General features: G+C 73.4%; 12 protein-coding genes. 4 read left to right on the forward strand and 8 right to left on the reverse strand.

Annotation, left to right across the window (positions count from 1 at the left end):
- Positions 1-6: 6 nt before the first annotated feature.
- From ACZ6I1_RS02655 to ACZ6I1_RS02675, 5 genes are read right to left on the reverse strand one after another with little or no spacing between them, the layout of a single operon-like run.
- Positions 7-1,377 (reverse strand): cytochrome P450, encoded by a 1,371-nt coding sequence (locus tag ACZ6I1_RS02655; RefSeq protein ID WP_469282297.1) that lies wholly within the window; start codon positions 1,375-1,377, stop codon positions 7-9.
- Positions 1,374-1,997, reverse strand: a complete 624-nt coding sequence (locus tag ACZ6I1_RS02660) for a GTP-binding protein (protein WP_469282299.1) — start codon at positions 1,995-1,997, stop codon at positions 1,374-1,376. The genes ACZ6I1_RS02655 and ACZ6I1_RS02660 overlap by 4 nt, the downstream gene beginning before the upstream one ends.
- Entirely contained in the window at positions 1,978-2,337 is a 360-nt protein-coding gene (locus tag ACZ6I1_RS02665) for a DUF742 domain-containing protein (RefSeq protein WP_469282301.1), read from the reverse strand. The genes ACZ6I1_RS02660 and ACZ6I1_RS02665 overlap by 20 nt, the downstream gene beginning before the upstream one ends.
- Positions 2,334-2,741 carry a roadblock/LC7 domain-containing protein gene (locus ACZ6I1_RS02670; protein ID WP_469282302.1) on the reverse strand — a complete coding sequence of 136 codons (408 nt, stop codon included), beginning with the start codon at positions 2,739-2,741 and terminating at the stop codon, positions 2,334-2,336. The genes ACZ6I1_RS02665 and ACZ6I1_RS02670 overlap by 4 nt, the downstream gene beginning before the upstream one ends.
- Positions 2,738-4,339: a sensor histidine kinase gene (locus ACZ6I1_RS02675; protein ID WP_469282304.1), complete on the reverse strand. Its 1,602-nt coding sequence runs from the start codon at positions 4,337-4,339 to the stop codon at positions 2,738-2,740. The genes ACZ6I1_RS02670 and ACZ6I1_RS02675 overlap by 4 nt, the downstream gene beginning before the upstream one ends.
- A 672-nt stretch (positions 4,340-5,011) precedes the next feature.
- Between ACZ6I1_RS02675 and ACZ6I1_RS02680 the strand changes: the two genes are divergently transcribed.
- Complete coding sequence (locus ACZ6I1_RS02680) at positions 5,012-6,502, forward strand: FUSC family protein (RefSeq protein WP_469282613.1); 1,491 nt, start codon at positions 5,012-5,014, stop codon at positions 6,500-6,502.
- Here ACZ6I1_RS02680 and ACZ6I1_RS02685 read toward each other — a convergent pair.
- Positions 6,492-8,795 carry a HelD family protein gene (locus ACZ6I1_RS02685; RefSeq protein ID WP_469282306.1) on the reverse strand — a complete coding sequence of 768 codons (2,304 nt, stop codon included), beginning with the start codon at positions 8,793-8,795 and terminating at the stop codon, positions 6,492-6,494. The two genes, ACZ6I1_RS02680 and ACZ6I1_RS02685, sit on opposite strands and share 11 nt — an antisense overlap.
- A gap of 136 nt (positions 8,796-8,931) precedes the next feature.
- Between ACZ6I1_RS02685 and ACZ6I1_RS02690 the strand changes: the two genes are divergently transcribed.
- From ACZ6I1_RS02690 to ACZ6I1_RS02700, 3 genes are all read left to right on the forward strand, one after another.
- Positions 8,932-9,519: a GNAT family N-acetyltransferase gene (locus ACZ6I1_RS02690; RefSeq protein WP_469282308.1), complete on the forward strand. Its 588-nt coding sequence runs from the start codon at positions 8,932-8,934 to the stop codon at positions 9,517-9,519.
- A 218-nt stretch (positions 9,520-9,737) separates the two neighbouring features.
- Positions 9,738-10,874 carry a nitric oxide synthase oxygenase gene (locus tag ACZ6I1_RS02695; protein ID WP_469282309.1) on the forward strand — a complete coding sequence of 379 codons (1,137 nt, stop codon included), beginning with the start codon at positions 9,738-9,740 and terminating at the stop codon, positions 10,872-10,874.
- Between the two features lie 53 nt (positions 10,875-10,927).
- A complete protein-coding gene (locus tag ACZ6I1_RS02700; RefSeq protein WP_469282310.1) occupies positions 10,928-11,998 on the forward strand; it encodes a lactonase family protein in 1,071 nt (356 codons plus the stop codon).
- An 80-nt stretch (positions 11,999-12,078) separates the two neighbouring features.
- Here ACZ6I1_RS02700 and ACZ6I1_RS02705 read toward each other — a convergent pair whose 3' ends face one another.
- Positions 12,079-12,993, reverse strand: a complete 915-nt coding sequence (locus tag ACZ6I1_RS02705) for a sirohydrochlorin chelatase (RefSeq protein ID WP_469282311.1) — start codon at positions 12,991-12,993, stop codon at positions 12,079-12,081.
- 96 nt (positions 12,994-13,089) lie between these two features.
- Positions 13,090-13,776: a uracil-DNA glycosylase gene (locus tag ACZ6I1_RS02710; RefSeq protein ID WP_469282312.1), complete on the reverse strand. Its 687-nt coding sequence runs from the start codon at positions 13,774-13,776 to the stop codon at positions 13,090-13,092.

Here is a 13,776-nt window from a genome sequence, read left to right on the forward strand (position 1 = left end):
GACCGGTCAGCGGCGGCGGCCCAGCAGCCGGGCCCACCACCGGACCCGCACCGCCGGCCGTTCCCCGGGAAGGGGAGCGGGAGCGGCCGGCGCGGCGGCCGCCGCCGCGGCCGGTGCCCGCGTACTGCCCGTGACGGAGGATCCCCGCGGGGTGAACCGCACCGGGAGCGCCACCAGGTGGCGGGACATCAGGGACGCCGTCCACTGCAGCGCGTCCTCGGGGACGGCCAGTTCCAGGTCGGGCAGCCGGGTCAGCAGGGAGTCGATCCCGGTGTCCGCGATGGCCCGGCCGATGTCCTGGCCGGGGCACTCGTGGGGGCCGCTGCTGAAGGACAGGTGCGAGCGGTTGCCGTGGACGGGCGCCGTCAGGTCGGGCCGGATCTCCGGATCGACGTTCCCGGGCGCGAGCCCCAGCAGCAGCATGTCCCCGGCCTTGATCTGCGCCCCGCCGAGCTCGGTGTCGCCGGTGGCCCAGCGCCCCAGGATCGTGGTGAACGGGGGCTCGTCCCACAGGACCTGCTCCAGCGCGTCGGGCAGGGTCATGTGGCCGCCGGAGAGGTTCGCGCGGAACCTCCGGTCGGTGAGCACCACGCGCAGGGTGTTCGCGATCAGATTGGCGGTCGACTCGAACGCCGCGATCATCACCAGGCGCAGGTGCTCGACGATCTCCTCGTCGGTCAGCGCGGTCGGGTGCTCGGCCATCCACGTGGTGAAGTCCCGGCCGGGCACCGCCCGCTTGCGCATCACGAGTTCGCGCAGGGTGGCGGTCACGTACGCATTGCTGGCGACGGCCGTCTCGGTGCCCTGGAGCATGTCGCGGGCGGCCTCCACCAGGCGCGGGCCGTACGAATCCGGCGCCCCGACCAGCTGGGTCATCACCAGCATCGGCAGCGGCTCGGCGAAGTCCGCGACGAGGTCGCCCTGCCCGGCCTCGACGAACTGGTCGATCAACTGGTCCGCGAACCGCTTGACGTAGCGCCGTACACCGCGCCGGTCGAAGCGCTCCAGCGACTCGGTGACCGCACCGCGCAGCCGCTCGTGCTCCGCACCGTCGACCAGGTGGCACACGGGCTGCCACGCGGTCATCGGGGTGAGCGGGTGGTCGGCCGGAACCCGGCCCTCCTGCTGGTCCCGCCAGCGCCGCGGGTCCCGGGAGAACCGCGACGGCGTACGGGCCACGTCCAGGTTCTCGCGGTGCCCGAGCACCAGCCAGGCGGGCAGGTCGCCCTGGACGAGGACCGGCGCCACCGCGCCGTGCTCGGCGCGCAGCTTCTCGTACAGGCCCATCGGATCGGCTTCGGCCTCGGGACCGTACAGCCGGTGCGCGGGGCAGCCCGGCGGCGGAGAGGAAGCGGCGGGGGAGGGGGGAGTGGTCACGATGCCTCCGGGGTCACGGCGAGGGAGTGCAGGTAGTGCATCAGCGTCATGAGGACGTCACGGCTGGAGTCGCGGCGCCGGGCGTCGCAGAGCACCAGCGGCACGGCCGCGGGCAGGTCGAGGGCGCTGCGCAGCTCCTCGACCGGGTACTGGGGGGCGTCGGGGAAGGAGTTGACGGCGACCACGAAGGGCACCCCGCGCTCCTCCAGCCGGCCGATCACATCGAAGCTGACCTCCAGCCGGCGGGTGTCGACCAGGACCACCGCGCCCAGCGCACCCTCGAACAGGCCGCGCCAGAGGAACCAGAACCGCTGCTGGCCGGGGGTCCCGAAGAGGTACAGCACCAGTTCCTCGTTGATGCTGATCCGGCCGAAGTCCATGGCCACGGTGGTGGACGTCTTGCGCTCCACGCCCGCCGTGTCGTCGACGCCGACCCCGGCCTGGGTCATCGTCTCCTCGGTGGTCAGGGGCCGGATCTCGCTCACCGCGCCGACCAGGGTCGTCTTGCCGACCCCGAACCCGCCCACGATCACCACCTTGACCGCGGCGGCGGCCGTGGCGGGCAGTACGTCCTCGCGCCGCGGCCCGGCGGGCGACGCCTCAGAGCTTTCGAAGTCCATCGATCACTGCCTCAATCAATGCCAGGTCGGGGAGTTGGGCACGGGCCACGGGTGCGCGGGAGAGCACCTTGCCCGCGGTGAGCAGGTCGTCGATCAGGACGGTGACCACGCTCACCGGCAGGCCGAGGTACGCGGAGATCTCGGCCACCGAGAGGGGCGCCTGACACAGCCGCATGATCGCCGCCTGCTCCGGCGGCATGCCGGGCCGGGGCCCCGACGTGGCGACGATCAGCGTGACCAGGTCGAGGCCGCTGGGAACTAACGGTGCGCTGCGACCGCCCGTGATGACGTACAGCCGCTCGGGGCTGCCGTCTTCCCAGCTGTTGCCCGGGTCTCTCACGCGGTCTGCCTGTCGCTGCGCGGCGGGCTGCTGAGGTGCTCTCCGATCCGTGCCACGAGGTCACGCATGCGCTGGCCCATCAGCCCCGCGTCGACGCCCTCGTCGGCCAGTACCGCCAGGTAGGCCCCGGCGCCCGCTGCCATCAGGTAGAAGAACCCGCCGTCCATCTCGATGACGACCAGCTTCATCCGACCCCTGCTGTTCGGCAGTTCGGAGGCCACCGCGCCGGCCAGGCTCTGCAGTCCGGCGCAGGCGGCGGCGAGCCGGTCGGCCGTGTCGGTCTCCGCACCGTACTGGGCCATCCGCAGGCCGTCAGCGGAGAGCACGATGACGTGCCGGGTCTGCGGAACGCTCTCGGCCAGGTCCTTGAGCATCCAGTCCATATTGGTCTGCAGCTGACTCATGGCTGTTCCCCCTTGCTCGCCGAGGCCGGCGAGGCGTCTGGTGTCTGGCTGTCCGCGATGTGGCTCCCGTCGGTCCGGCTGTCCCCGGACAGGCCGCTCTGGAAGGCGGCCAGCCACATCCCGGGCTGTGCTTCGGTCCGGCCGGGGACCTCGGCAGTGGTCTGCGCGGCGGCAGGCTCTTCGGGAGCCGTGGCACGCGCCTTGCGGCGGCGCTGCGGCAGCCCGTTGGCGGTCCGCTCGGTCACGACGGGCACCTCGTCCCTCTCCGCCGCAAGCTGCGGGCCGGTGGCCGGCCGGGGCGTCTGCGCGGGCACGGCCGAGGAGGCGGGCGCGGCCGAGGAGGCGGGCGCGGCCGAGGAGGCGGGCGCGGCCGACGGCGCGGGCGCGGGCGCCGGCGGGAGGGCCGCGCGGGGCCCCGAGGAGGTGCCGATGCCGTGGGCCACGCCGGTCGCGGTCGACACGGTGGTGATCAGGCCCTGCGGGACGACGAGGATGGCCCGTACCCCGCCGTACGCCGAGGAGCGCAGCGACACCCGGAAGTCGTACGCCTGCGCGAGCCGGCCGACCACGGCGAGGCCCAGCCGCGGGGTCTCTCCCAGGTCGGTGAGGTCGATGCCCTCCTGCGCCTGGCGCAGCATGCGCTCGGCCCGCTTGCGGGCCTCCTCGCTCATGCTCAGACCGCCGTCCTCGATCTCGATCGCGATGCCCGAGTTCACGTCGACGGCGGTCAGGTGCACCTTGGTCTGCGGCGGGGAGTAGCGGGTGGCGTTGTCCAGCAGCTCCGCCAGGGCGTGGATGAGCGGCTCGACCGCCGGGCCCTCGACGGCGACCTGCGAGACGGAGTGCAGCTCGACGCGCTGGTAGTCGATGATCCGGGACATGGCACCGCGCAGCACGCTGTACAGCGGCACGGCCTTGTTCCACTGGCGGCCGGGCCGCGCGCCGCCGAGCACGGCGATGGAGTCGGCGAGCCGGCCGATGAGCGCGGTGCCGTGGTCGAGCCGGAGCAGATCGCCGAAGACGGCCGGGGTCTGGCCGTGCCGGTCCTCCATCTCCCGCAGCTCCTGGGCCTGCTGGTGCACGATCGCCTGGACGCGGCGGGCGATGTTCACGAAGGCCCGCTGCGCGGAGTCGCGCAGGTCCTCCTCCGCCACCACGGCGTCGAGCACCGAGCGCAGCACCGCGTGGTGGGCGGCCCGGAACGCGGGGGTCAGGCCGGGCTGGTAGGTACTGGCGTCCTCCAGGGAGGCGAGTACGTCCTCCGGGAACTCGCCCTTGCGCAGGCGCGCCACGACGTCGGGCAGCAGTGCCTCGGCCAGCCGTACGGTCTCGGTCTGCTGCCGCGACAGGGCGGCCTCCTGCACCGCGACCGTGGCACGGAGCGCCGCGACCGCCTTGCCGCGCCGGGCGGCCTCACCACACGAGAGCGCGACGGCGACGAACGCCGCGGCACCGACCCACGCCACGGGGGTGCGGGCAGGTGCGGAGACCAGCGCCACGGTGACCGCCGCGAGCGCCGCGGTCAACAGGGCGGGCAGCGCCCATACGACGGGTGAGGTGGGCCCTGGACTGCCGGGCGACGATCCCTCTCGAACCATCAGAACCCTCAAACGATCGGATGCGAAAGATCATTGGACAACAGCCCGGGATCTTATCCGTTCAGCGCATGACTCTTGACAACAGGTCATGATGCTGGCCGCCCACCGCAGTTGGCGCCACGCATGCTGTCCGGAAATGGATCCCCGCCCGACCGGCCGCTCCGCAGTGGCGACCCGCCGTCCGCGCCGCCAGGACCCGCACGATGCCAGCCCGCGACCCGTACACGAGCACGTGCCGAGGAGGCGAGGCGCCTCCCCGATTGGCTGATTTACGTAGGGTGCCCGGCGGGCGGCCGAAAACTCGTCCCGGCCATACCGCGAGCCGGGCCGATCCGTACCGGCGGACAGGCCGCGGGCCGGTCGCCGCCGACCAGGCGCGCACCCCGGCCGGATCGCCGCCGGGCCGGTCCGTTGGCACCCCCCTGGCCGAATATCACGGCCTCCAGCTGGGCCAATGGACCAGTGCGGCGCCGGCGTGTTGAGCCAGTGGGCCCACAGATGCTTATCTGTGTCATATCCATGTACTTACGGCGCTGCGCAGCGCCGGACGGCGACGAGGCCGGATCCGGAGCGCGGCGCCTTCGCCGTGCCCGTTCACCGCCCACCACCCCCGGGCGGCCGCCGGGCCGGCGCGCACCACTGCAAGGGGGGCGGCACACCGCCGTGAAGAGGATGTTCGTGGCTCCGGACCCGGGGCGTATGAGACTGCGGAACTCGGCCCGCGCGGTGATCGGCGTCGCAGCCGCCGTGGCCCTCGCGGAGCTCTGCGGTCTTTCCCTGACCGCCTCCATCACCGGAGGACTGGCGGCCCTGCTGGCCCTCTTCACCGTGGTCGACCCGAGCGTGCGCGCCCAGCGCACCACCACCGCCCTGCTGCCCGCCGTCGGATTCCCCGTCCTCGCGCTGGCCACCACCCTGCACGGGGTGCCCCTCGCCCGGGACGCCGCGTTCCTCGCCGTCGTCTTCGCCGGGGTCTACGCCCGCCGCTGGGGCGCGCGCGGCCACGCCCTCGGCATCTTCGGCTTCATGATGTTCTTCGTCACCCAGTTCCTGCACGCCCTGCCCGGACAGCTGCCCGAGCTGTACGCCGCCGTCGGACTGGCCCTCTTCGCCTCCGGGACCGTGCGCTTCGTGCTGTGGCCCATCGAGCGGCGCACCCCGCCCCCCGCCGCCCCGCCGGGGCTGCCGGGCACCGGTCTCGCGCGGCCCACCACCCGCCAGGCCTTCCAGGCCGCCGCCGCCTGCGCCTTCGCCCTCGCCATCGGCCAGGCCCTCTCCGAGGACCGCTGGTACTGGGCCGTCGGCACCGCCTGGTGGATCTTCGTGAACACCGCCTCCCGCGGCGAGACCCTCGTACGGGGCTTCCGCCGCGTCCTGGGCACCGTCCTGGGCATCGCCGCCGGGCTGCTGATCGCCGTACCGCTGCACGGCGCGCCCGCGCCGACCGCCGCACTCGTCGCCGTGTGCGTCTTCGGGATCTTCTACACCGCGGCCCCCTCCTACTCCTGGATGATGTTCTTCGTCACCGTCATGGCCGGGCTGCTCTACGGACTCCTCGGCGTCCTGCACCCCGGACTGCTGCTCCTGCGCTTCCAGGAGACCGCGATCGGCGCGCTCGGCGCCGCACTCGCCGTCGTGATCATCCTCCCGGTGACCACCCACGCCGCCAACGACGCCTGGATCCAGCGGGCCCTGCACTGCGTCCGCGCCTCCACCGCGGCCGCCCTGGACCGGCTCGCCGGCAACCCCGCCGCCGACCCCGCCCCCCACGCCGCCGAGCTGGACCTGCTGCTCGGCCGTGTACGGATGGCCCTCGCGCCCCTCGTCCACCCCCTGAGCCCGCTGCGCGCCCGCAAGGCCCGCGCCCGGCAGGTTCTGGCGCTGCTCGACGACTGCGCCCGGGAAGTGCGCGGGCTCGTCGCCGTCGCCGCCGACCCGCAGGCCTCGCACGACGCCCGGCTGGCCGCGGCCTGCTGGCGGGTGGAGGCCGCCGTCGAGGCGCTCACCGCCCCCGACAGCACCCCGGAGCTCATCGTTCCGCCCCGGCCCGCCGAGCCCGCGGAGCCGGCCCTCGCCCACCTGCACGGCCTCGAGCACGCCTTGGTCGCGCTCGCCGCCCCGCTGCGCACCGACCCGCGGGCCCCGCTGGTCATCAGCGCCTGAGCAGCCCCTCCCCGGCCGCCTCCAGACCCGCCGGCAGCCTGCCCGCGGTGTGCACCACCCCGAGGGCCTGGGTGGCCCGGGTGAGCGCCACGTACAGGTCGCTCGGCTGGAGGGCGGCCGGCTCCACCACGATCACCGTGTCGAACTCCAGCCCCTTGGCCTGGCGCGGGTCGAGGAGGACCACCTCCCGGGTCAGATCCGGCTGCGCCCCGGCCCGTACCCCCGGCAGCTCCCCGGCCAGTTCGGCGTGCAGCTCCCGCGGCGCGATCACCGCGAGCCGCCCCTCAGCGGGCAGCTCCTGCCGCACGGCCTCCGCGACCGCGCCCGCCAGGTCGTCCGTCGCCCGCGCCCACGGCCGCACCCCGGTGGCCCGCACCGAGCTCGGCGGGGCGAAACCGGGGTCGCGCTCCCGCAGTACGGCGGCCGCCACCTCCATGATCTCGGCGGGCGTACGGTAATTGACCCCCAGCCGGACCAGCTCCCAGCGCTCGCCCACGTACGGGCCGAGGATGCGCTCCCACGATCCGCAGCCGGCCTCCTCGGCGGTCTGCGCCGGATCACCGACCAGCGTCATGGAACGGGTCGGACAGCGCCGCATCAGCAGCCGCCACGCCATCTCCGACAGCTCCTGCGCCTCGTCCACGATGACGTGCCCGAAGGCCCAGGTGCGGTCCGCGGCGGCACGCTCGGCCGCGCTGCGGTGGTCGGCCTCCTCCTGGCGCTCGGCCATCCGCTCGGCGTCGATGATGTCGTGCGCCGCCAGGTACTCGTTCTCCTCATCCTCGAACTCGTACGACCGGGAACCCTCCGAGAGGTCCAGCACCCCCTGCGCGTACGCGATGCGCCGCTGCCGCTCGCGCTCCTCGGCGGCGCGCCGCGCACGGTCGTCCTCGCCGAGCAGCTCCGCCGCCTCGTCCAGCAGCGGCACGTCGGCCGGGGTCCAGTCCGGCCGCGCCGACGGCTCGCGCCGGATCAGCTCCGCCTCGTGCGCCGGCAGGTGCGTGGGGTCGGCCAGGAAGTCCGCGACGAGTCGCTCGGGGGTCAGGGAGGGCCACAGGGAGTCGATCGCCGCGTGCACGGCCGGGCTCATCGCGATCTCCTTGCCCAGCTGGGCCACGTCGTCCGAACCCAGCAGGTTCGGACCGCCGTACGGATCCGCCCCCAGCCGGTCGGCCAGCTGCGCCGTGAGCGCGTCGATGATCCGGAAGGCGAAGGAGGGCCGCGCCTGGTTGTGCGGCAGCCCGGTGGCCCGGGCCCGGTCCCGTGCCTCGTAGGCCATCGTGCGGTCCAGCAGCAGCGTCCCGTAGTCGTCGTGGTCGATCTCCAGCGCGGGCTCGGGGACGGTGTCGTACTCCTCGCCGGTGTCCGCCGGAACCGTCTCCGGCAGGCGCTGGCGGTCCTCCACCACGCGCGCCAGGACCTGCGCCATCGAGGCCCGGCCCTTCACCGCGGCCGCGCCCGGACGGTCGGTGCCCGTCGCGTGGACACCGGGATAGAGCTCGCCCGGCGTCGCCAGCAGGACGCCCGTCTCACCGAGCGCGGGCAGGACCCCGCCGATGTAGCCCAGGAACGCGGGGCCCGGTCCGACGATCAGCACACCGCGCTTGGCGAGCAGCTCGCGGTGCGCGTACAGCAGGTAGGCGGCCCGGTGGAGGGCCACCGCCGTCTTCCCGGTGCCCGGACCGCCCTCGACGACCAGCACCCCGCGGTGCGTGGAGCGGATGACCCGGTCCTGCTCGGCCTGGATCGTGCGCACGATGTCGTGCATGCGGCCCGTGCGGGCGGCGTCCAGCGCGGCGAGAAGGACGGCGTCCGCGTCGGCGCCCTCGTAGCCGGTGCGCTCGGCGTCGGTGAGGTCGAGGATCTCGTCGTGCAGGGCGGTCACCACGCGCCCCCGGCTGCTGATGTGCCGGCGGCGGCGCAGGCCCATGGGGGTGTGGCCGGTGGCGAGGTAGAACGGGCGGGCCACCTCCGCGCGCCAGTCCAGGACCAGCGGCGTGCGCTCCGCGTCGTCGGCGCGGATTCCGATCCGGCCGATGTGGTGGTCGCGGCCGTCGGAGAACTCCAGACGGCCGAAACACAGGCCGTTCTCTCCGGCATTCAGAGCGGAAAGCAGCCCGGACTGCTCGGCGACCAGGACATCGCGCTCCAGACGTGCCTGAGCACCGTTCCCCACCTCGCGCAAAGCTCCCTCGACAGCGCGTTCGGCCTGGTCACGCAGGTGGTCGAGGCGCACATAGAGGTCAGTGACGAATTGCTGCTCTTTCCGGAATTCCTCGGTTGACAATTGCACTCCTGCCGCGATACAGTGTCCTCGAAAGCTTCCCCATGACTTCCCTTCCCAGTGAAGTCATGAACCATTGAATATACGCTCTCTCCTCCCTCGGCAGCGAATTCCGCCGGGGGATTTTTTGCGTACCGTGGATCCCATGACCACCGCACACGGTTCCGCCGACGGCATCGTCTACCGCCTCGCACGCCCCGAGGACGCGGGGGCCATCGAGGCCCTCGACGGTTCTTTCACCACCGACACCGTCTTCGAGGTGGTTCCTTCCGGTGGCGCCGCCGGCTTGGGGTTCCTGCTCCGGGAGGTTCCGGCGGATCCGCCCCTGTACAAGGAGTTCCCGCCCGAGGAGCACGATGAACAGGGGTCCGGCGGTGGTGCGGGCGCCGGCGGGGACGCGCGGACCTATGTCGCCGTCGAGGGCGGCCGGGTGTGCGGCTTCGCCGCGGTGGGCTACGCCGCGTGGAACCGGAGGCTGACCATCGAGGACATCGAGGTCTCGCCCGGTCACCGGGGCCGCGGCATCGGCCGCGCGCTGATCGAGTGCGCGGCGGACTTCGGCCGTGAACGGGGCGCCGAGCACCTCTGGTTGGAGGTGAGTTCCGTCAACGCGCCTGCCGTGCACGCCTATGGGCGCATGGGGTTCTCCCTGTGCGGTCTGGACACCACCCTGTACGGCGGCACGCCCGCTGCCGGGGAGCAGGCGCTCTTCATGAGCCGGCCCTGTCGCTGACAGGTTGCGTCCCTGGGTCAACTCCCGCGCTGCGGCGGATCGTACGCCCCTTCGGATGCGGCCCGCAGGCCGATCGCTGAAGATCACTCGGAGGAGTGTTCCGGGCGAAGCCTTGCCCGCGGCGCTGACCTGCGGCATGTACAACGGGTGATTGTTCATTGCACATTCATCCGGCATGTACAGGGTGGATCTGGTCGGACAGGGGGTAACCGCCCGGAATGGAAATACTTCAGCAGCGCTCCACCACCGCTCAGGTGTGGGAAGCGGCCGAGGAGTTCATCCGACTCTTCCACAGGGAGAACCACGCTGCGGGCGATCCGCGGGAACGGCTCGCCGCCGTACGGGCCGAACTCGCGGAGACCGGCACGTACCGGCACACCCCCGAGGAGCTCGTCCACGGGGCCCGGGTGGCCTGGCGCAACAGCAACCGCTGCATAGGCAGGCTCTACTGGAACTCCCTGCGGGTCCGTGACCGCCGGGAGCTGACCGACGCCGACGGTATCGCCGCCGAGTGCTTCGAGCACCTGCGCGAGGCGACCAACGGCGGCCGGGTGCGGCCCACGATCACGGTCTTCGCCCCGGAGGCCCCGGACCGGCCAGGGCCGCTGATCTGGAGCGAGCAGCTCGTCCGGTACGCCGGCTACGGGGACCACCCCTCCGTCACCGTCGGCGACGCCCGCAACGCCCCGCTGACCGAGGCCCTGTTGCGGCTCGGCTGGCCCGGTGGCGCCGGCACCCCCTTCGACCTCCTGCCGCTGGTGGTGCAGGGCGTCGACGACAAGCCCCGCTGGTTCGACACCCCGCAGGACGCCGTCCTGGAGGTGCCGATCGAGCACCCCGACGACGAGGGCTGGGCGGACTGGGCGCTGCGCTGGCACGCGGTGCCCGCCATCTCCAACATGTGCCTGGAGGTCGGCGGCATCCATTATCCGGCGGCGCCGTTCAACGGCTGGTACATGGGCACCGAGATCGGTGCCCGCAACCTCGCCGACACCGACCGGTACAACCTGCTGCCGGCCGTGGCACGCCGGCTCGGCCTGGACACCTCCAGCGACCGCTCGCTGTGGAAGGACCGGGCGCTCGTGGAGCTCAACCGGGCGGTCCTGCACTCCTTCGACCGCGCCGGGGTCACGATCGCCGACCACCACACCGAGTCCCGCCGCTTCCTGTCCCACATGGAGCGGGAGGAGCGCAAGGGCCGGGAGGTGGGCGCCGACTGGTCCTGGATCGTGCCGCCGATCTCCGGCTCGGCGACCCCGGTCTTCCACCGCACCTACGAGGACCGGCCGAGCAGTACGGCGTACGTCCATCACCCGGGCGCGCGGGAGCGGGCCGAAGGACGGGATTTGGTATAGACCTTCTGTTACCGTCGGCTCCGAACGGATCCGGACGGCGGAGAGGGCATCCCGTGGGCGGCGCGAACAGTACGGACGACCAGCGCGGCGGACACCGTGCCTACATCGGCTCGTTCACCTCGGGGGGCGGCCGCGGCATCACCACCGCGGCCGTGGATCCGATCACCGGAGCGCTGAGCCCGCTCGCCGTCACCGACCCCTTCCCCGATCCCTCCTGCCTCACGCGCGACCCGGACAGCGGGGTGCTCTACGCGGTGAGCGAGACGGAAGCCGGCGCCGTGGGCGCCTTCCGGCCCACGGCCGAGGGGCTGACGCCTCTGGGGCGGCCGGTGCCCGTCGACGGTTCGGGCCCCACCCACCTCAGTGTCCGCGGGCGCAGCCTGCTGACGGCCAATTACGTGTCCGGAAGCGTCAGCAGCCTGCCGCTCGGCGCCGACGGCAGCCCGGGCGGCCCCGTCAGCGTCCTCGCGCATCACGGCTCCGGCCCCGACGCCGAACGGCAGGAGGGCCCGCACGCCCACCAGGTTCTGCCCGACCCGAGCGGCCGCTGGGTGCTCAGCGTGGACCTGGGAACCGACTCGGTGCGGGTATGCGCGCCGGACCCGGGCACGGGGGCGCTCACGCTCCACGCCGAGACCGTCCTGCGCGCCGGAACCGGCCCCCGCCACCTCGCCTTCCACCCCGACGGCGCCGTGCTCTACGTCCTGCACGAGCTGGAGCCGCAGCTGACCGTCTGCCGCTGGAACGCGGCCTCGGGTGAAGTGGAACCCGTCGGGGAGGTTTCGCTCGCCTCTGCGGGCGCTCCAGGGGCCACGCGGGAGTACCCCTCGACGCCGCTGGTGTCGCCCGACGGGCGCTTCCTCTGGGCGGCGGTTCGCGGCTCCAACGTCATCGCCACCTTCTCGCTCGTCGATGAGCCCGGGAAACCGCAGCTCACGGACACCGTGGACTGCGGGGGCAGCTGGCCCCGGGATCTCGTCGCCGACCCCGCGGGGCGCCGGCTGTACGTCTCCAACGAGTGGTCCGGGAACGTCACCTGGTTCGACGTCGACCCGGTGACGGGGAAGCCCCGCCGCGCCGGGCAGCTGGAGGTGCCGGCAGCCGCCTGCGTGGTCTTCGGCTGAGCTCCGCGAGACGCGGCCGCGTACGACGAGGGCCCGCCTCCGGACTTCCGGGGGCGGGCCCTCGTACGGCTTTCGGGGCCTCAGTGGGCAGCGGCGCCCTGGGTGATCCCGAGAGCCGCGGAGTACTGCGTGACGGCGAGCTTGCCGAGCGCCCCGTAGGCGCCCAGCACCTCGGAGGCGGCGCAGTCGGCTTCCTTGCAGGCGGTGTCCAGCAGCCCCTCGGCGGCCTCCGGGCCGATCAGGTACGGGGCGAGCGCGAGCTGCGTGGAGCCCTCGCGGCGCAGCTGCTCGGCGACGGCGGCCACCGAGCCCTCCTCGTCGAGCGCGGCCGCCTTGACCGGCACGGCGAGCCGGGCGGCGAGCAGCATCCCGGTGATCCCGGCGGCCTGTACGGCCTCCTCGCCACCGGTGGTGGCCAGGACGATGCCGTCGGCGGCGGTGGTCACGGTGAACAGCCGGGCGCGGTCGGCGCGGGCCAGGCCCGCCTCGGACAGGCGCACGTGCAGGCCCTCGGCGAGCAGCGGGTGCGGGCCGAGTACGTCGGCCAGCTCGGCCGCGGCCGAGGAGTCCATCAGCGCCTGGCGGACCCGGCGCAGCAGGTCGCCGTCGGGACCGGCCAGCAGCGGGACCACCACGGCGTCCGGGCCGGTCGGCGCGGGCACCTCGTGGCCGGCGGCGCGCGCGAACTCCGCACGCGCGGCACGCTCGGTCGCGACGGCGGTCAGCACGCCCGACAGGGACGGGAACTCGGAGGCGTCGTCACCGTCGAGGAAGCCGATGCGGGCGTCGAGGCCCGGCAGCTCGGAACGGCCGATGCTGATGATCTCTTCCGCCAGCCCGCGCGAGGCGGCCGAAGGGACCCCGGGCACGGCGAGCACCAGCGCGGGCGCGCCCTCGGGCGCCACCGCGGGCTCGGGCCGGCGGTGCCGTCCGGTCTGGCGGGGTCGCGGCATTCGTACGGGCAGGCCATTTGCGGGCCCAGTGGGGGAGCTCATGGCGCCGCATGCTACTGGCTTATCGGAACCGGGTGTTCGGGCAGGGCCTTCTCCGGTGGCATCTGTCCGTATTTATCCGGTGAAGGGCAGACAGGTTCAACTGACGGACGGCAAGCGCCAGTCCACAGGCTGTGAACCTTGCTCCTCCAGGAGCTGGTTCGTCCGGCTGAACGGCCGGGACCCGAAGAAGCCGTAGTCGGCCGATTTGGGGGAGGGGTGCGAGGACTCCACCACCGGCAGCGCGCCGAGGAGCGGCCGCAGGTTGCGGGCCGCCCGCCCCCAGAGGATGGACACCAGCGGCTTGCCGCGCGCGGCGAGCGCCCGGATGGCCTGGTCGGTGACGGCTTCCCAGCCCTTGCCCTGGTGGGCGTTGGACCGGCGGGGCGCGGTGGTCAGCGAGCGGTTGAGCAGCAGTACGCCCTGCCGGGTCCACGGGGTGAGGTCGCCGTTCGCGGGGCGGCCGGTGCCGAGGTCCCGGTGCAGCTCCAGGAAGATGTTGTCGAGGCTGGGCGGCACCGGCCGCACCTCGGGCGCGACCGAGAAGGACAGGCCCACCGCGTGCCCCGGGGTGGGGTACGGGTCCTGGCCCACGATGAGGACCTTGACCTCGTCGAAGGGCTGCTGGAAGGCGCGCAGGACGTTGGCCCCGGACGGGACGTAGGTCCGGCCGGCCGCGATCTCGGCGCGCAGGAAGTCGCCCATCGCGGCGATGTGCCCCGCCACCGGCTCCAGAGCCCGGGCCCAGCCCGGCTCGACGATCTCGTTCAACGGTCGTGCTGCCAC

This window comes from Streptomyces sp. NPDC046303 (assembly GCF_055588085.1).